Source organism: Pyrinomonas sp. (assembly GCF_040289685.1).
Taxonomy (GTDB): Bacteria; Acidobacteriota; Blastocatellia; order Pyrinomonadales; family Pyrinomonadaceae; genus Pyrinomonas.
The window spans coordinates 1-21869 of sequence record NZ_PSLQ01000039.1; the positions used below are offsets into that span (position 1 = coordinate 1).

A 21869-nucleotide genomic window follows, 5' to 3' on the forward strand; every position below is an offset into this window, starting at 1 on the left:
GGGGGTGCGGTGTATCCCCTCAATGAATTGAGGGGGATTACAGCCCCCTCGCGCTCCCCCGTTTTTCTAAAAGAACCGCGACGACGGGTTGATACGCTTCATCAGTGGCGCTCTTCTTGCGCGAGCTATAAATACCTCCGGCCAAAGAGACGGGGTGCGGATCCGTGCTTCCGTTTCGCACAAGCCGTGAGCGGCGCGTTCAGCCAGTTTTGAGAGGGCGATTTTGAGCCTATGACACGCGACTTCACCATCTTTGCCGGCACAGCGAATCGAAGGTTGGCCTCGGCGATTGCGCGCGAATTGAACGTGACGCTCGGTTCTTCTACGGTCGAACGCTTCCCCGACGGCGAGATCTCCATTCAGTTGGCAGAACCGGTGCGCGGTCGCGAAATCTTCGTCGTGCAGCCGACCTCGCCTCCGGTGAACGATCACTTGATCGAACTGCTCGCTTTTGCCGACGCTTGTCGGCGCGCCTCTGCTGCGCGCATCACCGCCGTCGTCCCGTATTTCGGTTACGCGCGAGCCGACAAGCGTCACGGACGGCGCGAGCCGATCACCGCCAGCATGATCGCCGACTTGATGCAAACGGTCGGCATCGACCATCTCATCACGCTCGATCTGCACGCGCCGCAGATCGAGGGCTTCTTTCGCATTCCCGTAGATAGCTTAACGGCGGTGCCGACGTTGGCGCGCGCGTTGCGCGATCGTTTGCCCGACGATGCCGTGGTCGTCTCGCCCGATGCCGGGCGCGTCCCCGCTGCGACCATGTACGCGCATCGTTTGCGCACCTCGGTCGTCGTTCTGCACAAACAACGCGCGAGCGGCACCGAAACGCGCATCACGCATGTCGTCGGCGAGGTGCGCGATCGCGCGTGCGTGATCGTCGATGACATGATCTCGACGGGCGGCACGATGGCCGAAAGCATCGAGGCTTTGCTCGCCGCCGGGGCGCGTCCCGAATTCACGCTGGTCGCTACGCACGGATTGTTCTTGCCCGGCGCGCGCGCCAAACTGGACCATGCGAGTGTGCGCGCCGTGGTCGTCACGGATTCGGTGGAGATTGAAAGCGACGATTGGCCGCGGCTCGAAGTCGTCTCCGTGGCGCCACTCATCGCCGAAGCCATCCGGCATACTTTGATCGACGGCGCGCTCGAAATCGTCTGACCAAGGCGATCTCTCAACGAATCGTTGATCGCTTGACGCACAAACCCGCGTGCGGACGAACGCCCTGCGCGCATGAGCGAGCAGGCGATCCCTAGCGAATCATCCGGTGCAAGCGATGATTGATGCCGCCTCGATTGAAGGATAAAGCTGCCGGCTCAACCGCTTGTGCGGGCGGATGGCGCGAAGTCAACACCCCTCTCAATCAAGATGAAGAGAACAACCTGGTGGACCTTGATGATGCAGCCTCGAAGCGGTTTCGCGTGGCGTTGGCCTGAATCTTTATCGCGCCGTTGAGAACCGAACCCGCTGCGTCACCTCCTCGTTGAAAGCTCATCGCGCAACACCGCGCCGCCCTTCATCACGAAGCGAACGCGCTCCAATTCCTTGATGTCGCGCAACGGATCGCCCGCGACAGCGATGATGTCCGCACGTTTGCCCGCTTCGATCGCGCCGATGTCGCCTTGCGCGTCGAGCAGTTCCGCCGCCACCAAAGTCGCCGAACGAAGCGCGTCGAGCGGCGTCATCCCATACTGGACCATGAACGAGAACTCTTTCGCTTCGTTCTCGGTCCACGGGTAGCCGCCAGCATCCGTGCCGTAAGCGATGCGCACGCCTTTGCGCGCGGCTAACTGAAAGGCGCGTGCTTCCGCGTCACGCATCTGAAGCCAAACGGGCGCGCCCGCCGCCGCACGCCCCGGGGCGACGTAGACGCCGACGTAGATCGTCGGACACCAGAAGATACCGCGTTTGATCATCTCATCCATTAGCCCTTCGTCCAGACCGTAGCCGTGTTCGATGGAATCGAACCCGTGTCGGACGGCGGCAGCGATGCCATCGCGTCCCATGGCGTGCGCGGCGATCCGACGCCCCAAGCGGTGCGCTTCCGTGACGAACGCTTCGAGCTCTTCGTCCGTGAAGTTCAGCATGCTACGCAGGACGCCATCCTTGAAGTAGTAACGGCGATCGACGTAGACCTTGATCCAATCGGCGCCGTACTTGACCTGTTCGCGCACGCCGCGCCGAATCTCTTCTGGACCATCGACGAACTGCACGCCTTCAGGCATCTTCAACTCCCACGCGTAACCGGTGATCGGATACATCCCCGTCGCGGAGAACGCGCGCGTGGCGACGAACATGCGTGGACCGACGATGACGCCGTTTTCGATCGCCTTTTTGACGTCCACGTCGGCATACATCGCGCCTTCCGTGCCGAGGTCGCGAATCGTCGTAAAGCCGTTCATCACGGCCGTGCGCGCCGCGACCGAAGCCCGAAGAGCCCGGTAGGGAATCGCTTCTTTCAGAAGCTGTTCGTCGTAATCGGCCGAGGTCACGTCGCCTTGCAGAAGGACATGCGTGTGGCAATCGATCAGACCGGGAAGCACCGTCGCTGACGAAAGGTCTATGCGCTGCGCATCGGTTGAGGCTCGACGCGCTATCTCGGCGTATGGGCCGACGGCGCGGATCCTTTCGCCAACGATGAGTACGCCTTGATCTTCAAGCAGGCGACCGGCGCGCACGTCTAGAAGCCTCCCCGCGCGAACGAGCTTCTCGTGCGGCTCCGGCTCTTGCCCACGCGCAAGCGGCACTGGGACGATCAGCAGCGAACAAGCGAGCGCGATCAAAAACCGCACCGAAGCGCGCGCGAGTCGAGAGGCGGGCGCTCGGCGAAACGGCGAAAACCTTTTTCCCATCGTTCACCCTCCGATTGGAATCGAAATAGCGAGCATTTCGCCGCAGTATGTCATATAATGTGCCCGCTTTCTAAGAACGGAACCGATCTCGATAGACAATTTAAGATGAATCGTCGTCAATTCCTGCAAGCGGCGGCTCTGGCAGGTTTGGCCGTCGGAAGTGGAGCGTCGGCGCAAGCGAACGCGCCGACGGCGGAACTTGAAGAGGTCAGCATCGCCGAGATGCAAAGGCGCATGCAATCGGGTGAGTGGAGCGCGCGCTGGCTCGTGGAACGGTACATCGAACGCATCGAAGCGATCGATCGCGCTGGCCCGCGCATCAACTCGGTCGTCGAAACGAATCCGGACGCGCTCGCTATCGCCGATGCGCTCGATCGCGAACGGCGCGCCGGGCATCTGCGTGGGCCGCTTCATGGCATTCCCATCTTGATCAAAGACAACATCGACACGGCGGATCGCATGGAGACAACCGCCGGTTCGCTCGCGCTCGTCGGCGCCGCGAAGCCTTCGCGCGACGCTTTCATCGTCGAACGCTTGCGCGCTGCTGGGGCGGTCATCTTGGGTAAAACGAACCTGAGCGAATGGGCCAATTTCCGTTCCACGCGCTCGACTAGCGGTTGGAGCGCGCGCGGCGGGCAAACGCGCAACCCTTACGCGCTCGACCGCAATCCGTGCGGCTCGAGTTCAGGTTCGGGCGCGGCAGTCGCCGCTAATCTGTGCGCTGCTGCGGTCGGCACGGAGACCGACGGTTCCATCGTCTGCCCATCTTCGACGAACGGGATCGTCGGCATCAAACCGACGCTCGGTTTGATCAGCCGTTCCGGCATCATCCCGATCGCGCACAGTCAAGACACAGCCGGCCCGATGGCGCGCACGGTCACTGATGCGGTCATCTTGCTCGGCGCGATGGTCGGCATGGACGCGCGCGATCCGACCACCCGCGCAGCGCAGGGCCGCGCCTTCAGCGACTACACGCGCTTGCTCGACCCGCAGGGTTTGCGCGGCGCGCGCGTCGGCGTCGTGCGCAAGTTCTTCGGTTTCAACGATGCGGTCGATAAGTTGATGAACGAAGCGCTCGACGTGATGAAACGCTTGGGCGCCGTCATCGTTGATCCGGCGGAGATTGCGACCGCGGGCAAATTCGATGATTCGGAACTCGAAGTGCTTCTCTATGAGTTCAAGCATGACTTGAACAGGTATCTCGCCGAGCGGCGCGTTGGTCCGCCAGTGCGCACGCTCGCCGAGTTGATCGAGTTCAACGAACGCAACCGCGAACGCGAAATGCCTTACTTCGGGCAAGAGCTCTTCGTGCGCGCCCAAGCCAAAGGCACGCTCGCCGATCCAGCTTACCGGCGCGCGCTCGCCAAGAACCATCGCTTGGCGCGCGCGCTCGGCATTGATGCGACGATGCGCCGCCACCGTCTCGATTGCCTCATCGCGCCGACCAACGGACCAGCGTGGACGACCGATCTCGTCAACGGCGATCATTACACCGGCGGAAGCTCTACTCCGGCGGCGGTGGCCGGTTACCCGAGCATCAGCGTGCCGGCGGGTTTCGTCTTCGGCCTGCCGGTCGGCATCTCTTTTTTCGGCACGGCGTGGAGCGAACCGAAGTTGATCCGCATCGCTTACTCCTTCGAGCAAGCGACGCGCCATCGTCGTCCACCCCGCTTGCTCGCGAGTCTGGATCTGTGAAGATCGGCGCAAGCATGAAGCGTAGTGAAGGCGTGAAGCTTACAGCTTTGAGCTGATCGGTCGCGCGCGACGCTTCGAGCGTCGGTTCGATCGAGAATTCCGGTCCGCCGCGTCTGACGGGCGAAGTCCTTCGCGCTTTGCCCTGCGCAACGATCCACTCAGAAGACCATCGTCGGAGGGCGTAAATGTCAAAGGTTACTTTCCGCGGTTTGCTCTCTTCGCTATTGAGCCTTGTTTTGATCATCTTCCCGATTCAAGCCACCCGTGCATCTTCGACCTACGGCTTCGTCGCCGTAAGACAAAGCGAACAAGCTGGACGCGAAGCACAGCTCGATGCGCTTCTCAAACGCGAGAACCTGCGCGACTGGATGCAGCGGATGTCTGCGCGCCCGCACCACGTCGGTTCGCCCGCCGGGCGCGAGAACGCCGAGTTTATCGCCGCGCAGTTTCGCTCGTGGGGCTATCAAACGGAGATCGAGGAGTTCAAAGTTCTCTTTCCAACGCCGCGCACGCGCGTCGTCGAACTCATCGCGCCCGAAAGCTACCGCGCGCGCCTCGAAGAGCCGCCGCTCAAAGAGGATCGGACCTCAAGCAACGTGAGCGAGGGGCTGCCGACCTATAACGCTTACTCGGTCGATGGCGACGTGACGGGCGAATTGGTCTACGTCAACTACGGTCTGCCGCGCGATTACGAGGAACTGCGTCAACGCGGCGTAGACGTGCGCGGCAAGATCGTCATCGCGCGCTACGGCGCGTCTTGGCGCGGCATCAAACCGAAAGTGGCCGCCGAACACGGGGCCATCGGTTGCATCATCTATTCGGACCCGCGCGATGACGGTTATTTTCAGGGCGATGTTTACCCGAAGGGCGCATGGCGCAACGAATGGAGCGTGCAGCGCGGTTCGGTCGCTGACATGCCGCTCTATCCGGGCGATCCGCTGACGCCCAACGTCGGCGCGACCGATGCGGCGCGGCGGCTGGACCGGAAAGAGGCGCCGACGTTGACGAAGATCCCGGTGCTGCCGATCTCATACGGCGATGCGCTGCCGCTTCTTCGCGCGCTCGGCGGACCGGTCGCGCCGCCGGATTGGCGCGGCGCGCTCCCCATCACTTATCACATCGGTCCTGGACCAGCCAAAGTCCATCTCAAACTCGAATTCGATTGGAAGCTCGTTCCAGCTTATGACGTGATCGCCCGTCTGCCCGGAGCGGAGTTGCCCGATGAGTGGATCATCCGAGGCAATCACTACGATGCGTGGGTCTTCGGCGCGGATGATCCCTTGAGCGGACTCGTCGCTATGCTGGAAGAAGCGCGCGCTATCGGACAACTGGTCAAAAACGGCTGGCGTCCGAAGCGGTCCATCGTCTATTGCGCGTGGGATGGGGAAGAGCCGGGCTTGCTCGGTTCAACCGAATGGGTCGAAGCGCATGCTGAGGAGCTGCGACAGAAAGCCGCCGTCTACATCAACTCGGATTCCAACGGACGAGGCTTTCTCGGCGTCGGAGGTTCGCACACGCTCGAACGGTTCGCCAACGAAACGGCGCGCGCCATCCCCGATCCGCAAAAAGGCATCAGCGTCTGGGAGCGGCTGCGCGACCTGCGCCTTGTGCGTGGAAGCGCCGAAGAGAAGCGCGAGGCGCGCGAACGGCGCGACCTGCGCATCGCCGCGCTCGGCTCCGGCTCTGATTACACCCCATTCTTGCAGCACATCGGCATCGCCAGTTTGAACATCGGCTACGGAGGCGAAGACGGCGGCGGTTCGTACCACTCGAACTACGATTCGTTCGATCACTTCACGCGCTTCATCGATCCGAACTTCGATTACGGCTTGGCGCTGGCGAAGACCGGCGGGCGATTGGTCATGCGTTTGGCCGACGCGGACGTGTTGCCGCTCGCCTTCAACAATTTCGCCGATACGGTCGGCCTGTACGTCCGCGAACTGATGCGCTTGACCGATTCGATGCGCGAGGAGACAGAGGAGCGGAACCGTTTGTTGGACGAGCGCGCGTTGATCAACGTCGCCGATCCGCAAGAGAAGTACGTGCCGCCTGAAAGAGAGGCCCCCGTCCCCCACTTGAACTTCGCGCCGTTGCAAAACGCGCTCGCGCGCTTGCAAGAGGCTTCGCGCCGCTACGATCAGGTGGCTGAGCGCGCTTTCAGCGGCAGGCGCATGCTGTCGCGCGAAGAGCGCGCCGCGCTTGACCGGTTGCTCATCGAGACCGAGCGCGCCATGACGCGCGACGAAGGCCTGCCACGTCGCCCTTGGTTCAAGCATCAGGTCTACGCGCCGGGCTTTTACACAGGCTACGGAGTGAAGACTTTGCCCGGCGTGCGCGAAGCGATCGAACAGCGCAACTGGGAAGAGGCGGATCGGGAAATAGAGATCGTCGCGCAAACGCTTCGAACCGTAGCCGATAGAATCGAACGGGCTGCCATGGTGTTGGAAGGGCGATAAAGGGAGGTTGCATAATATGCAAAATGAAACGGCTTGGCGCTTCTGAGACGAAGTTTGAACGCTCGTCTTTGCATGTTATGCAAAAATATGCAGGATCTGCCGTCCCGCGGAGCCGACCTCGTTAGGTTCCGGCTGTAACGCATGGGGATCTCGACGGTGCGGACGACGCCGAAGCTCTCGCAGGTGGACGGGGCGGGGCAGGCGGTCGAGACATGGGTTCGCGGCGCCGTTGCATCACGTGTGTTGCGCACGGAGCCGGGCGGCAGCGGACGGTCAGGATGTTCGCGTCTCGCTCTCTGAAGCCCTTGATTTGCGTCGCGCGCCGGTGATAGATTCGCTGCGCGCGCTATCGAGTGCGTTGAGCTTGCACAGCGTTTCGCTTTGAAGGCGAAACGCTTCTTGCGCCTCCTCACGCGGCGCCGTAAAACTCCCAGAGAGGTTCGCGTCATGAATTTCTCCGCCTCGCCCTACGGTTTCTCGCTGATAGTTGCATCTTTGTTCTGCTTGTTATCGGTTTGTCCGGCTCAAGATCTCGATGACGTCGTACTGCGCGGACGCGTGCGTGATGCCAACGGCGCGGCCATCGTCGGGGCGCAGGTCTTGGCGACGCTTCGCGACACGGCCCGCGTGCGATCAGCCGTGACCGATGAGCAAGGGCGCTTCCTGCTCCTCGAACTCGAACCGGGAAGCTATATCGTGCGCGTCGTCGCCCCCGGTTTCGCGCCGGAAGAGGTGGCGATCGAAACGGTAGCTGGTCGAACGTTGGAACTGGATTTCACGCTGCGTCCGGCAGGCATTGAGGCCGCACAGACGGTTGTCGCGGAAGCGACGCCATATGAGGTGGATGCTTCGCGCACGTTGATCGGAACGAGCATCACGCGCGAGGAACTGGACCTGTTGCCCGTTCAGTCGCGCGCGCCCTACGATCTCGTCTTCACTTTGAGCAACGTCGCCGAGCCGCCGTTTTCGGATCGGGACTTGGCCGAGGATCGCAACGCCGATCGACGCGCGACGCCGGAAGAGGCCGGAACCTTTGCCTTGAGCGGTGGTCCAGCTTATTCCAACAATCTAACCGTCGAGGGTTTCGACAACAACGACGATCGCGCTGCGCGCGAGCGCTTCCAGCCTTCGTCGGAAGGGGTGGAAGAGGTGCAGGTAGTCACCAACCAATTCGCGGCCGAATACGGACGGGCTTCGGGCGGCCGAGTTAACTTGCGCGTGCGTCGCGGAACGAACGAGGTGCGCGGTCGGTTGTTCGAGTTCTTCCGCGACGAATCGCTCGACGCAAACACGTTTCGCAACAACGCGCGCGGGTTGAAGCGCCTTCCGTTGCAAAAACACGATCTCGGCTTCACCATCGCTGGTCCGGTCATCCTTCCGCGGTTTGCCGGTCCGCTGCGGTACAACGGGTTGGGAAGGACCTACCTTTTTCTCGCTTACGAATTCAACACCGTGCTCGATTCGAAGTTGATCGACACGCTGGTCCCGGTCGAACGAAACCCGCGTTACTCTCTGCCGCCGCCTACGACGCTCGTCGGACGACGGCGCGAAGCGGGCGTGTCTGACGAACCGGCGGAGCTTGCGCCCTTCGTCGAACGCACCTCGACACCTTCGCGCAATCATGCGACTGTGCTGCGCCTCGATCACGAATTCAATGAGCGGCACAGCGGCACGTTTCTTTACCAGTACGGGCGTTTGCGCAATCGTCGCCAAACTGGCGGCGGAAGCCGTCTGCGCGAAGCTTTTCAGACGCGCTATCGCGCTTCGGACGCTGTCGCTTACCTCGACAATCGAACGTTGACGGCGCGCGTCGCCAACCAATTTCGCGCGCAAGCGTCGCGCCTTGCGCCCGATGTGCGCGCGCGCGCGATGCGTCCGGTAGTGACGATCGACATCGATGATCCGCTCGGCGCAGATGATCCGTCGGACCGGTCGGGGACGCTGGTCGCCGGTTCATCAACGCTCGGCGCGACCGAAAGGCGCGAACTCCGTCTGCAATTGCAGGATGCTCTGACGGTCGCGCGCAGCACGCACACGTTCAAAGCGGGCGGTGAACTGCAACTAATCCGCTCGACCTTCATCGACCTCGGCGACGTTTCGGGAACGTACAGTTTTGCGAGCGCCGCCGATTTTCTCGCCAATCGCCCGAGTCGCTTTCGCCAACGTTTTCAAACCGACTCCATCCAACGCAACGTTTACTCGGCCCTGTTCGTGCAAGATGAGTGGCGGCCAGCGGCGAGGCTCACGTTAAGTTTTGGCCTGCGCTACGAACGCGAAACGATCGTCGAGGATGGCGATAACTGGGGACCGCGAGTCGGCATCGCGTTCGACCCCGTGGGCACCGGCAAGACGGTGTTGCGTGCTGGGGCAGGCATCTTTTACAACCGCGCGCTGTTGCGCACCATCGACGATTTCACGCTCGGCGCGCGACGGCTCGTCTTCGATACCAACCTTTTGCGCGATCCCGAGAGCGGCAGGTTGCTTACGCCCGCGCAAAGACGCGCGTTCATCGCGGCCAATCTCGTCTTTCCTGAAACGCTCACACTGCGCTCGCCGCTGGTCCAGCGTTTCGCCGTCCCGGAGACCAACTTCGCGCGTCGGCTCGATCCGCGTCTGCGCATCCCGGAAAGCTATCAAGCCGCTGCAGGAGTGGAGCGCGAACTCAGGCGTGGACTGGTCATCGAGGCGAACTACGCTTGGGTGCGCGGCGCGCATCTGTGGCGCGAGTTCAACGCAAACGCGCCCGTGCTGCCAGTCGGTTACGCCGATTTTACGGAATACTTGCTCTCACGCGATTTCCCGAACTTCCGTGACCGGCGCGGCGTGCGTCCGCTCTATGACGCCGCTGCCGCCGGTGAACTCGTGCGTTTCACGCTGACCCCACCTGATCCGCGTAACCCAAACGCCGTCGGCAGAACGGTGGAAGCGGGCGTGCCCATCTCGCTCGTCAATTTAACCAGTTTGGGAAGGACGGCGCTGGAGATCGCGCGGGCGGCGGTGAACGATTTAAGACCGGATCCGACGCGCGGCGAAATAGAGCAGCTCGCTTCAGTCGGCAACAGCTTCTATCACGGCTTGACGTTCGGCGTACGGCAACGTTTGATGATCGAAAGGGGCGCGGGCGTGACGTTGCGCGCTTCCTACACGCTATCAAAGCTCATCAACGACGGCGAACTCAACACCTCTGATGCCGTGCGCGCCGGAGACTTTCGACGCGAACGAGCGCGCAGCTTGCTCGACCGTCGTCATCGTTTCACGTTGAGCGGGGTCTTCGATCTACCAGCGTGGCTCGGCGGTGTGCGCCTGGCCCCGATCATGCGCATCGCTTCGGGCGCGCCGTTCAACGTCACGCTCGGCGCCGACCGCAACCTCGATGATGTCGATAACGATCGGCCGAATTTTCGGGGAGACCTGCGCGCAATACGTTTTCGGCGTCCGGGCGAGCCGCTGGATCCGGCGCTCGCGCAAGCATTCTCGTCGCCCACGATCGGGCGTGCGGGCGATCTGCCACGAAACGCCGGCAGCGGTCCGCCGCTCATCGTCTTCGATGTAAACGTCGTCCGCGATTTTCGCTTGGGTGAAGGCGCGCGTCTGCGCGCCGTGATCGAATGCGACAACGCGCTCAACAAAACCGTCTTCAGCTTCGGCGCCGAATTCATCAATTTCAACGCGCTCGCGCCGAACGCGACTGATAAGCAACGGCGCGCCTTCGCCGATGGTTTCCTCGTCCCGCAGAGGACTTTGCGCCCGCGTCAGATCAGGCTCGGCCTGAAGCTGGATTTTTGAGCATCGTTGATCATCAAGGAGCGTCGTTCACCGCCGGCGAGGCTCGGCCTGAAGCTGGATTTGCGAGCGTCGCTGTCGCCCGAGCGCTGCTTGGCGGCTCGTCTCGCTGGGCCGCTTGATCAGGAGGCGAGCCGTTTGGGCAGCGCATAGAGCGTTGCAACCTCTTTCCGTCGCCCACGAGGGCGTTTGCTCGAGCGGGATCGAGGAATCAGACTTCCCGCGAGCGCCGTGATCTCTTCCCGTCGCTCGCGAATGTGGCTGCTAGTGGAGGCGAGCTATTCGCCGCGTTCGAATGTGGGCTGATCTTCTACGCGCATCTCATCGCGCCGACGCAAGGCCGCAACGCGCGAAGCGGGAACGAGCGCGCCCGAAGAAGAAGTTTGCGCGTCCGCGTATTGCGCGAATTCGTGAATGTGGGTTTGCAGGTACTCGAAGAAACGTTCGAACTCGCGCCGCATCTCCTCCATCTTCTCGCGCATGTCGAGGATGATGGCGACGCCAGCGAGATTGACGCCGAGTTCGCGCGTGAGCGAGAGGATTAGCTCCAGCCGTTCGAGGTCAGCGTCCGTGTAAAGCCGTGTGTTGCCCCGCGAGCGCGAGGGTTTCAACAGCCCTTCGCGTTCGTACAGTCGCAAGGTCTGCGGATGGACGCCATACTGCGCGGCCACCGCGCTGATCGTGTAGGTTCTTTCCTTGTGCTTCTTGGTCGCCATCCTGCCACTTTCGATCGCACGCCCGCGTGCACAGCTTTGCGCGGCCAAATGATCGCCTCAGCCCTTCGTCAAAGGCGCGCGTTGAACGTTCACTCAAGCCCCATCGCCACTCGCGGATTCTCCGGGTTGATTTGGGCGAAGCGGCGGAGCAGCTCCTTGGTCTCTTCGGAGATGACTTTCGGCAACGTCACCTGTATTTCGACGAACTGATCGCCGCGCGCCTGCGGATTGCGCAAGCTCGGCACGCCCCGTTCGCGCAGGCGGAATTTCTGCCCTGATTGCGTGCCCGGCGGAATGCGTAGGATCGCTTTGCCTTCGATGGTCGGCACCTCGATCTTGGCCCCCAAAGCGGCTTCCGGCACCGTCACGGGCACGGTCACGTAGATGTTATCCCCTTTGCGCGTAAAGTACGGGTGGCTGCCAACATTGGTGATGATGTATAGATCGCCTGCCGGCGCGCCCAAACGCCCCCCATGCCCCTTGCCAGGAACGCGCACGCGCGATCCCGTGTCGACGCCCGCCGGAATGCGCACCTTGACCGTCTCCGTCTTCGGCACCGTCCCCTTGCCTTGACAGACGGGGCATGGCGGACGGCGCTTGCCTGTCCCTGCGCAATCCTGACACTGTTGCGAGAAGCGCAACCGCCCGCCAGCGCGCGCCACCTGTCCGGACCCTTTGCACGTCGGACAAACCAGCAGCGGTCCGCCCATGTCGCCTGCTCCCTGACAGCGCGGACATTGCTCGGAGCGGTTGACCGTGATGTTGGTCGTCAGCCCTTTGACTGCCTCTTCAAAGCTGAGCGCCAGTGGCATCTCTATGTCCGCGCCGCGCGTCGGTTGCGGACGCGGCGGCTCGCGCTCTTGTTTGCCACCGCCGAAAAGATCGGCGAAGATGTCGCGGAAGCTGGTTCCACCCGAACTGCTGCTCCAGTCAAAGCCGCTAAAATCGAATCCGCTGCGGCTGCGCGCTTGGCCGCCTGTGGCCGCACCGCTCAAGTTGTCCGCATAATAACCGTGACGATCGTAGACGGCGCGCTTCTTCGGGTCGGAGAGCACGTCGTAGGCTTCTGTGATGAGCTTGAAGCGCTCTTCGGCCGCCTTGTCGCCCGGATTGACGTCCGGGTGGTATTTGCGCGCCAATCGCCGGTAAGCTTTTTTGATCTCTTCCGGCTTGGCGTCGCGTTTGATGCCGAGGATTTGGTAGTAGTCCTGTTTGGCCATGCCTTACGACCAATGGGCGAGCGCAGACCGACGTCGGCCCGCCGCTCGCCACTTCCCACACCTTTGCGCCGCTACTTGTTTTCGTCGACGTCCACGTACTCGGCGTCGATCACGTTGTCGTCTGCAGAAGACGCGTTCCCGGTCGCGCTCGAGGTGGTCGTCGAGGAGGACGTCGCTGTCTCCGACGCGCCGGATGGCGCCGTCCGTTGGTAGAGGACCTCAGCGAGCCGGTGCGAGGCCGTTTGCAGACGGCTGAAGGCGCTGTTCATTCGCTCGGTGCCGCCCTCTTCCATCGCCTTTTTGGCGTCGGTCAGCGCTGCTTCGATCTCGGACGCTGCCGCACCATCGAGTTTGGACCGGTTCTCATTGTACGTGCGCTCTACCTGATAGACGAGCCCGTCCAAACGGTTGCGCGCTTCCACCTCTTCGCGCTTGCGCGCATCCTCGGCTGCGTACTGCTCGGCTTCGCGCATCATCCGGTCGATCTCCTCTTTGGTTAGGCCAGAGGAAGAGGTGATCGTAATCTTCTGCTCGCGCCCCGTGCCGAGGTCTTTGGCTGAGACGTTGACGATGCCGTTAGCATCGATGTCGAAGGTGACTTCGATCTGCGGGACACCACGCGGCGCGGGCGGAATGCCGACCAGATGGAAACGTCCGAGCGTGCGATTGTCCGCCGCCATCGGCCGCTCGCCCTGCAGCACATGGACTTCCACCGACGTCTGGTTGTCGGAGGCCGTCGAGAAGATCTCCGACTTGCGCGTCGGGATGGTCGTGTTGCGCTCGATCAGCTTGGTGAAGACGCCGCCGAGCGTTTCGATGCCGAGGCTAAGCGGCGTGACGTCGAGCAGCAGGATATCGGTCTTTTCGCCGGCTAACACGCCCGCTTGGACAGCGGCACCGACGGCAACCACTTCGTCTGGGTTGACCGACTTGTTCGGCTCTTTGCCGAAGTATTCGCGCACCATCTGCTGAACTTTGGGGATGCGCGTCGAGCCGCCGACGAGCACGACCTCGTCGATCCGCTTCGGGTCAAGCCCGGCATCTTTGAGCGCCTGCTCAACTGGCGGCATCAGGCGCTGAAGGATCGGGTCGATCAACTGCTCGAACTTCGAGCGCGTCAAACGCATCACCAAGTGCTTCGGCCCCGAAGCGTCCGCCGTGATGAAGGGCAGATTGATCTCGGTCTCCATGGTCGAAGAGAGTTCGATCTTGGCCTTTTCAGCGGCCTCTTTGAGGCGCTGAAGCGCCATCTTGTCGTTGGACAGGTCGATGCCCTGATCCTTGCGGAACTCATCGATGATCCACTTGATCAGCGCTTCGTCGATGTCATCGCCGCCCAAGTGCGTGTCGCCGTTGGTCGCCTTGACCTCGACCACGCCTTCGCCCACTTCAAGGATGGAGATGTCAAAGGTGCCGCCGCCGAAGTCGAAGACGGCGATCGTTTCATCCTTCTTTTTGTCGAGGCCATAGGCGAGCGCGGCGGCGGTCGGCTCGTTGACGATGCGCATCACTTCAAGCCCGGCGATCTTGCCAGCGTCCTTGGTTGCCTGCCGTTGCGCATCGTTGAAATAAGCCGGAACGGTGATCACCGCCTTGTCGACCTTTTGTCCCAAATAGTCCTCTGCCGCTTGCTTCAGTTTCTGCAAGATCATCGCCGAGATCTCCGGCGGCGACCACTCCTTGCCGCCAGCCACGACGCGCACATCGCCGTTGGGCGCTTGAACGACCCTGTAGGGAACCTGCTTGATCTCGTCCGTGACCTCCGCATAGCGCCGTCCCATGAAGCGCTTGATCGAGTAGACGGTGTTTTCCGGGTTGGTCACAGCTTGCCGTTTAGCCACCTGTCCGACGAGGCGGCTGCCATCCTTTGTGAAAGCGACCACAGAGGGCGTGATACGGCTTCCTTCCGCATTGGTGATGACCACGGGCTCGCCGCCTTCCATAACGGCGACCACAGAGTTGGTCGTGCCGAGGTCAATGCCGATGATCTTGCTCATAGGTTGAATTTCTCCGGGATAGACTTGATCTCGATGCGCCTTGAACGCGACTTCAATATAAATCTTGAGCGTGATGTTGTCAAGTTTTCGCCCCTTTCGGGTGCTGAGCGTCGTGGTCCCAAAGATGCCCGAAAGTCCTCGGCGGGTTTTGCAAAACGCCGAAGTAATGAGGGCGCGTCGCTCGTCGAAACGTCCGCGAGGGCATCGTGTGCAATGCTGCCGAGATTAGGGGTCAATCGGGCAAGCCGCTTGCGAGTTCGTCTTGAGATCAGAGCGGTCTGGGCCTTTCGGGACCGTCTTCTGTTGCAGGGGAGCCGATTAGTCTTGTAGGGAAGCCGCTTGGGAGGCGGTTTTGAGCTATCCGGCGCCCATTTGTTTTGCGGTTCACGCTTCGCGCTCTTCGGCGAGCAAGCGCGAAGCGAAGAAGATGTAGTGAATGCCGGAGATGAAGGCTGCCGCGCCAACCACGGAATAGACAGCCGGCAAGTAGCCGGTCATGGGTGGGTAGTGCGCAGCGACGAGGATGTAGATGATCGCCAAGATCTGGACGACGGTGTTGAGTTTGCCGAGCCAGGATGGGCGGAAGCCGCGAAAGCCTGTGACCAAGTGGATGGCCGCCGCCCCGACCAGAATGAAGACATCGCGGCTGATGACGAGCGCCGTGGTCCAGAAAGGGATGGGGAGGTGGCGCGGGAGCGGCTGCTGGAAGATGTTCGGCATCGAGAGGACGATGAATGAAGTAACGAGCAGTATTTTGTCGGCGATGGGATCGAGCACGGTGCCGAGCGAGGAGCGTTGATTGAAGCGGCGGGCGAGCAAACCATCGAGTCCATCGGTCAAACCGGCGAAGATGAAGACCAGCAAAGCCCATGCGTAAAGCTTGTAGAAGAGTAGCGACACGAAGACTGGGATGAGCATCATCCGCAAGACGGTGAGCAGATTGGGCACGGTAACGATGCGCATCGAATGGGTTTCGATTGCGCGCGCCCGAATCGCAACCCGGCTGGACTCAGGCGCGCGCCGAGCGAAAATCATTTAGGGTCTATCTTTGAACTGCTCATACAGCTCCGTGTGGCGACTGACGAGCGGAATCTGCTTGCCATTGATGAACAGGTAGCGGATGTTGGTACGCGCTTCCAGCAGATCGCCATCGGCGATGACGAGGTTAGCGATCTTGCCCGGTTCGATCGACCCGACGCGGTCGGCGATGCCGAGGATTTGCGCTGGGTAGAGCGTGACGGCTTTGAGGGCTTCATCTTTAGGCAAGCCGAAGGCAGCGGCCATGCCAGCGTGATAAGGCAGGTCGCGCACGTGTGCGCCCGTGTCGCCAGTTGAGATGCAGAAGCGAACGCCGGCGCGCTGCAACTTGGCGGCGTTTTCAAAGAGCACGTCGTACGGATCGTCTTCGCGCATGGGCAGATCGAGCACGCCGTTCAAGATCACGGGGACGTTCTTTTCGCGCAGCAGTTGCGCCACCTTCCAAGCGTCGTTGCCGCCCAAGATGATCGGTCGGAGCTTCATCTCTTCGGCGAAGCGTATGACGGCGCGTATCTCCTGCTCGCGGTCGGCGCGGAAGATCACGGGGCGCTCGCCGCGCACGTATGGGACGAGCGCTTCGAGCACGACGTTGCGCTCCGGGCGCGGCACGCTGCGGCTGTCGCGCGCGTAAGCTTCATGCGCGCGCGCGTAGGCTTCGGCGTCACGCAGCATCTTGCGCAGTTGCTCGACTTGGCGGTCGCGCGCGCGGACCGCTTCGGCGATGTTCGACGGCGGCTGCTGGGCTTGAAGAAGAGCGAATTGTCCGCCGCCCATGGTGACGCGCGGGTAATCGATGACCAGCGCGGCTGCGGGAACGAGCGACATTTCCCATTGGGTCGTGCCATCGAGGTTGATGATGGCCGCTTGGCCAGAGATGATACCGCCGCGCGGCATGGTGAGCACGGTGGTCACGCCGTTGACGCGCGTGACGCCGACGTGCGCGCTGTGCGGGTTAACGGCGATCAGAGCTTGCGCGTTCGGATTCATGTCGCCGACTTCGCTCAAGTCCACGGTTCCGGGCGCGCCCGTTGGGACCTCCACTAGACCGAGCGAAGTTCCAGCGTCGATCATGCCGGGGTAGACTACAAGGCCACGCGCATCGATCTGTTGCGCTCCGGCGGGGACCGAAACGTTCGCGCCCACGGCTTCAATCTTGCCGTTGCGGATGACGATGGTGCCGTTTTCGATCTCCGACCCGCTGACGGTAACGATGCGCGCGTTGCGGATCGCGTAGGTGCCTTGCGGCCCGGTGCGGACCCGTTCAACGGCGACGCGATTGATCTGTTGCGCGTGCGCGGCCGAAAGGGTAATGGCGGTCAAAGCTACGAGTTTGGCTGCTAGAAGAACCCGGCGCAGAGGTCCGACGGCCGGCTCGTGCGTGGTTGCGAGCGATGCTTTCCGGCGGATCATTGGTCGTGGTCACCTCCATCCCAGATGTCATCGGCGTGTTCATAAGCTGTGCGGCGCGGGCGCGGCGCGGGCGGCGGCGCGCCGCCCTGTGCGGGCGGGCGATTGGGTTCAGCCTGTTCCAGTTGCGCCCGCTCGCGTTCGAGTTCAGCCCGGCGTACCAGATCTTGCTGCCGATCGAAGAAGACTTCGCCATCGACGAACGTCATTTCGACGCGCGAATAAACGCTGAACGGGTGGCCGCTCCAGATGGCAAGATCGGCATCTTTGCCGACGTCGATCGAGCCGACGCGATCATCGATTCCCAATTGCCACGCCGGATTGAGCGTAATCAACTTGAGCGCCTCCTCTTCGGTCAAGCCGCCGTACTTCATCATTTTGGCGGCCTCGATGTTCAACCGACGCGCGCGCTCATCCGAGTCTGAGTTGATCGAGACGTTGACGCCATGTCGCACCATGATCGCGGCATTGTACGGGATGGCGTCGTAGGCTTCGATCTTATAAGCCCAGAAATCAGCGAAGGCGGAGGCTCCAGCGCCGTGCCGGGCGATTTCGCTTGCGACCTTGTAGCCTTCAAGCACGTGCTGGAAGGTGCGCACTTTGAAGCCGAACTCCTCGGCCAGCCTGATGAGCATCAGGATCTCGTCGGCGCGGTAGCAATGCGCATGAACCAGTCGTTTGCCCTCCAATATTTCGACGAGCGGTTCGAGTTGGAGGTCGCGGCGCGGCGGGATCAAGTTCTTTTCGCCGCGCGCCAACCGGGCGCGGTATTCATCCCACGCGGCCTTGTAGTTGCGCGCACGCGTAAACGCATCACGGATGGTCTCTTCAACGCCCATGCGCGTCGCCGGGTAGCGACGTGGCTGGCCCGGCAGCGGCGGGAAATTGGAGCGTTTCGGGTTCTCGCCGAGGGCGAACTTGATGCCGGGCGGCGCGCCGGGAAAGATGAACTCTTCGACGGGGCGCCCGTATTTGATCTTGACGACGGTGTTCTGCCCGCCGATGGCGTTGGCTGAGCCGTGAAGGATGTTGAGCGTCGTGACGCCGCCGGCGAGCTCTCGATAAAGATCGACATCGGTCGGGTTGAGCACATCGCGGATGCGCGCCATTGACGTAACCGAGAGCGTCCCTTCATTAACGGCGTCGATCATCGAGTGTGAATGGCAGTCGATGATGCCGGGCATGACGTACTTGCCCGTAGCGTCGATCACTCTGGCATTGGCCCCGGCGCGCAAGTTCTGTCCGATGGCGGCGATCTTGCCGTTGCGAATGAGCACGTCGCTGTTACGCAGCGTGCCGCGCGAAACCGTGAGCACAGTCGCGTTGCGAATCAGCGTTTCCGTTGGCGCGCTCGATTGCGTCTGCGCTGGTGCCGCTGGAACGAAAAAGAGCATCGAGGCGATCAAAAGCATGGCTTGTCGTTTCATCTTTCACCTCCTTGTGGGCGCGTACCCGTGAAAGAGACTGTGCCGCGCGGCGAAGAGACCGTGCCGCTCATCTGATTGCCCTGCACCTTTCCGCTGACCGTGATGGTGAAGCTCTCTCCACCGAAGGTCACGTTGGTCGTGAAGCGAAAACCGTCGGTGCCAACTGCGCCATCGCTGATTTCCGAAGAGCCGAGCGCGCTTTGAAGCGTGCCTGTGAAGCGCTCGCCCTGTTGGCGCAGCGTGAGCGTGGCGGGCAACGCTTGGTCGCCGAGGTCGAAGGTCAAATTCCACGTGCCGGAAAGATCGGTCGAACCGCTCGGCGGAGGTGCCGGTTGCGTTCCGGCGCGTGACGGCGGTCCACCGGTGCGCGTGCCGGTGAAGCTAGCCGGGCTGCGTCCGACGATCTGCACCGTACCGCGCATCTCGTTGCCGGTGACGGTCCCGGTGAAGGTGGCTTCGGTGGTCTGCCCTTCGTACTCAATGCGCGCTGTGAAGCGGAATTCGCCTGCCGCGCTGATCGATCCGTTGGCGATGTCTGCCGTGCCGAGCGCGCCTTGAAGCGTGCCCGTAAGACGTTCGCCCTGTTGTTGCAGGTTGAGCGTCAGATCATATTCACGCCCTTCTGTCGAAACCAAACGGAGCGTCCACGCACCCGAAGCTCCCGCCGATGGCGGACCAACCGCTGCTTCGGGACGAAGCTCGACCGGGCGCCCGTCGATGAAGACGTGGGCGATGCGGCGATTGCGGTCCAGCAGATCGCCGCGCGTGATCGTCAGGTTGGCGATCTTGCCCACCTCGATCGAGCCGAGCCGATCGGCCACGCCGAGGATCTCCGCTGCGCGAATGGTCATCGCACGCACAGCCTCATCGCGCGACAGGCCGTTTTCGACGGCACGCGCTGCGTTGTTCAAAAAGTCGCTCATGTTCGTCATGCCGCCGGATTGAAAGGCGAACTGAACGCCAGCGGCAGCCAGCCGCGCCGGGTTGCGCGGCGCTTCGACGCGCGCCCGCAGGACGCGCAGAGGTTCGGGATCGGCCTCTGGGTTGGGGGCCGTGGTGCGGCGCGGAAAGTTGAGCGAAACGAGCACGGGGACGCGCTGTTGGCGCAGACGGTCGGCGACTTTCCACGCTTCGGTGCCGCCAGCGATGATCGCTTTGAGATTGAACTCCTGCGCCAAATCGAGCGCGCGACGAATCTCGCGTTCCGTGTCGGCGTACATGACGACCGGCAACTGCCCCTTGATGACCGGAACGAGCGCGGCCAGAGATTTGTCCAGCTCGGGGCGACGCAACCCACGCGGGTTGCGTTCATAGGTTTGCCACGCTTGATCGTAGCGCTGCGCGTCCAACAACATCTGGCGAATCGCGGCGAAAACGCCCATCAACGAGCCGGGATAGGTGCCGCCCCGAAGCGGCGTAAAGCCGATGTGTAGGGCAATCGGCGAACGGATGATCATCTGTTGCGGCGTGTCGTCGGCGAGGTTGATGAGGGCCGATTGTCCGATGAAGATGCCCTCGCGCGGCGCACTGAGCGCTGCCGTGATTCCAGCGCTGCGCGCGGCCTCGATCTGCTCACCGCCCGGACGGACGAGGTCGGCGGCCATGATCTCCGGTTGCAAGCCGGGCGGATACGGCGAATTAGGAGAAGAGAAGGCTGGAGTCGAGGGTTGCGTCAAGAAGGCGAGTAACCCTTGTCCTCCTCGCGGCGTCGGTTGCGGCGTCGGAGCCGGAATGCCGAGCGACGTATTGGCGTCGATCAGTCCTGGATAAACGGTCATGCCTGTCCCGTCGATGATGCGCGCATCGGCGGGTGGCGAGACATCGGGGCCAACAGCTTGAATCAATCCGTTGCGGATGACCACCGTCCCACGCTCGATGGTTGGACCAGCGAGCGTGACGAGGCGCGCATTGGTGATGGCGTAAGTGTTGATCGCTTCGACCGAAGTTTGTTGCTGCGCGTACAAAAGGCCACAGCGGGGGGCGACCAACGAAACGGCGCAAAGCGAAACGATGGTGACGAAGATGCGTAGTCGGGCGTTTTTCATGACTAATTCTCCTCCGTGCTCAAGCGCACGAGGGCGCTCCTCCTCAACGACCAAAGTCTTCGACGAACTCGAGCGGAAGGAACACGCCAAGCACGCGCCCAAGACGCACGAGCCTCAGGCCGCATGCTTGACGCGCCTGTTTTTACGGCGCACACGTGTCGAATGTTTCAAAGCGCGGCCCAAAATATCACGAGAGCAAACGAAAACAAAAGAAGACTCCGAGCCTATCGGTAACACGGGACTCGCCGCTGCATCCGTTCTCGTTTCGACGACACGAAAAACGAAATGCGGTCTCAACTTCATGCGGAAAATGTAGCGAAAGAGGCGCAACGCCGATCGTGTTCGCTGCGAGCAAGAGTTTCACTGCTGGGATGAGGCAGAGCGTTTGTTGCGCTCTATTGGGTTCGACCTCTTTTCGTGCGCGATGCGGTACGTCCATCCCGTTCTGCAGCGAGCATCCTGTAGGCTTCGTCGCGTTGGATGCCGAGTTCGCGCGCCGCGCGTTTCAGCGCCGTGCGAAAATCTGCGCCATCGGCTTCAAGCTGCGCCACTCTTTCGGCCAGCTTTTGCGACCGGTTCGGTTGCGCTTCGACTTTTCGTTCGGCGATTTCGGTCCGGTCAATGACGAGCACGACTTCGCCGCGCGCGTTCTCCTTGCCGAAACGTTCGGCGAGTTCGCTCAAACGCCCGCGCACGATCTCCTCGTGGAGTTTGGTCAACTCGCGCGCCACAACCGCTTCGCGTTCGCCCAAAACCTCGCGTGCATCTGCGAGCGCTTCGGCCAGACGGTGCGGCGCTTCGTAGAAGATGAGCGTCGCGCCGATGGCGCGCGCTTCAGCTAAAGCCGCCCGCCGCGCGTTCTTTTTGGCTGGCAGAAAGCCGCCGAAGAAGAAACGGTCGGTCGGCAACCCCGAAGCGACCAGCGCGGCGACGAACGCGGCTGGACCGGGAACGGGCACCACGCGCAGGCCGCGTTCGATGCAAGCGTGCACCAGACGGTAACCGGGATCGCTGATTGCAGGCGTGCCCGCATCGGTGACGAGCGCCACATCAGCGTCCGCTTCGATGCGCGCGACGATCTCTGCGGCGCGTTCGCGCTCGTTGTGTTCGTGGTAGCTGATGGTCGGGCGCTCGATACCGTAGTATGCGAGCAGTTTGCGCGTGTGGCGCGTGTCTTCGCAAGCGATCAGATCGACAGTGCGCAAAACGCGCAGCGCGCGTTGCGTGATG

At 62.1% G+C, this 21869-nt stretch carries 13 protein-coding genes; 4 read left to right on the top strand and 9 right to left on the bottom strand.

Features of this window, described 5'->3' with window-relative positions; translation table 11 throughout:
• Positions 1 to 231: 231 nt before the first annotated feature.
• Entirely contained in the window at positions 232 to 1164 is a 933-nt protein-coding gene (locus C4334_RS09485) for a ribose-phosphate diphosphokinase (protein ID WP_352431845.1), read from the top strand.
• A gap of 311 nt (positions 1165 to 1475) precedes the next feature.
• On the opposite strand, the gene C4334_RS09490 is transcribed toward C4334_RS09485, so the two are convergent.
• Positions 1476 to 2855 (bottom strand): amidohydrolase family protein, encoded by a 1380-nt coding sequence (locus tag C4334_RS09490; RefSeq protein ID WP_352431846.1) that lies wholly within the window; start codon positions 2853 to 2855, stop codon positions 1476 to 1478.
• 105 nt (positions 2856 to 2960) lie between these two features.
• Between C4334_RS09490 and C4334_RS09495 the strand changes: the two genes are divergently transcribed.
• The 3 genes from C4334_RS09495 to C4334_RS09505 all read left to right on the top strand — a co-directional run bounded on the left by C4334_RS09495 (position 2961) and on the right by C4334_RS09505 (position 10792).
• Positions 2961 to 4550 (top strand): amidase, encoded by a 1590-nt coding sequence (locus tag C4334_RS09495; RefSeq protein WP_352431847.1) that lies wholly within the window; start codon positions 2961 to 2963, stop codon positions 4548 to 4550.
• A 185-nt stretch (positions 4551 to 4735) separates the two neighbouring features.
• A complete protein-coding gene (locus C4334_RS09500) occupies positions 4736 to 7006 on the top strand; it encodes a M28 family metallopeptidase (RefSeq protein WP_352431848.1) in 2271 nt (756 codons plus the stop codon).
• A 447-nt stretch (positions 7007 to 7453) separates the two neighbouring features.
• Positions 7454 to 10792 (top strand): TonB-dependent receptor, encoded by a 3339-nt coding sequence (locus C4334_RS09505; RefSeq protein WP_352431849.1) that lies wholly within the window; start codon positions 7454 to 7456, stop codon positions 10790 to 10792.
• A gap of 275 nt (positions 10793 to 11067) precedes the next feature.
• On the opposite strand, the gene C4334_RS09510 is transcribed toward C4334_RS09505, so the two are convergent.
• The 8 genes from C4334_RS09510 to rsmI form a co-directional block, all read right to left on the bottom strand.
• Complete coding sequence (locus tag C4334_RS09510; protein ID WP_352431850.1) at positions 11068 to 11505, bottom strand: MerR family transcriptional regulator; 438 nt, start codon at positions 11503 to 11505, stop codon at positions 11068 to 11070.
• Between the two features lie 89 nt (positions 11506 to 11594).
• Positions 11595 to 12725 (bottom strand): molecular chaperone DnaJ, encoded by a 1131-nt coding sequence (gene dnaJ, locus C4334_RS09515; protein ID WP_352431851.1) that lies wholly within the window; start codon positions 12723 to 12725, stop codon positions 11595 to 11597.
• A 71-nt stretch (positions 12726 to 12796) separates the two neighbouring features.
• The gene (gene dnaK, locus C4334_RS09520; RefSeq protein ID WP_352431852.1) at positions 12797 to 14722 is read right to left on the bottom strand and encodes a molecular chaperone DnaK; all 1926 of its coding nucleotides are present in this window, start codon (positions 14720 to 14722) and stop codon (positions 12797 to 12799) included.
• A gap of 384 nt (positions 14723 to 15106) precedes the next feature.
• Entirely contained in the window at positions 15107 to 15685 is a 579-nt protein-coding gene (locus C4334_RS09525; RefSeq protein WP_352431853.1) for a CDP-alcohol phosphatidyltransferase family protein, read from the bottom strand.
• 72 nt (positions 15686 to 15757) lie between these two features.
• Positions 15758 to 17170, bottom strand: coding sequence for an amidohydrolase family protein (locus C4334_RS09530; RefSeq protein ID WP_352431854.1), 1413 nt, complete (start codon positions 17168 to 17170; stop codon positions 15758 to 15760).
• Positions 17167 to 18594, bottom strand: a complete 1428-nt coding sequence (locus C4334_RS09535) for an amidohydrolase (protein ID WP_352431855.1) — start codon at positions 18592 to 18594, stop codon at positions 17167 to 17169. The genes C4334_RS09530 and C4334_RS09535 overlap by 4 nt, the downstream gene beginning before the upstream one ends.
• Positions 18591 to 20639 carry an amidohydrolase family protein gene (locus C4334_RS09540; RefSeq protein WP_352431856.1) on the bottom strand — a complete coding sequence of 683 codons (2049 nt, stop codon included), beginning with the start codon at positions 20637 to 20639 and terminating at the stop codon, positions 18591 to 18593. Before C4334_RS09540 ends, C4334_RS09535 begins: the two co-directional genes overlap by 4 nt.
• Before the next feature lie 395 nt (positions 20640 to 21034).
• Positions 21035 to 21869, bottom strand: an 835-nt coding sequence (gene rsmI, locus C4334_RS09545) for a 16S rRNA (cytidine(1402)-2'-O)-methyltransferase (RefSeq protein WP_352431857.1), incomplete at its 5' end; no start/stop codon positions are given.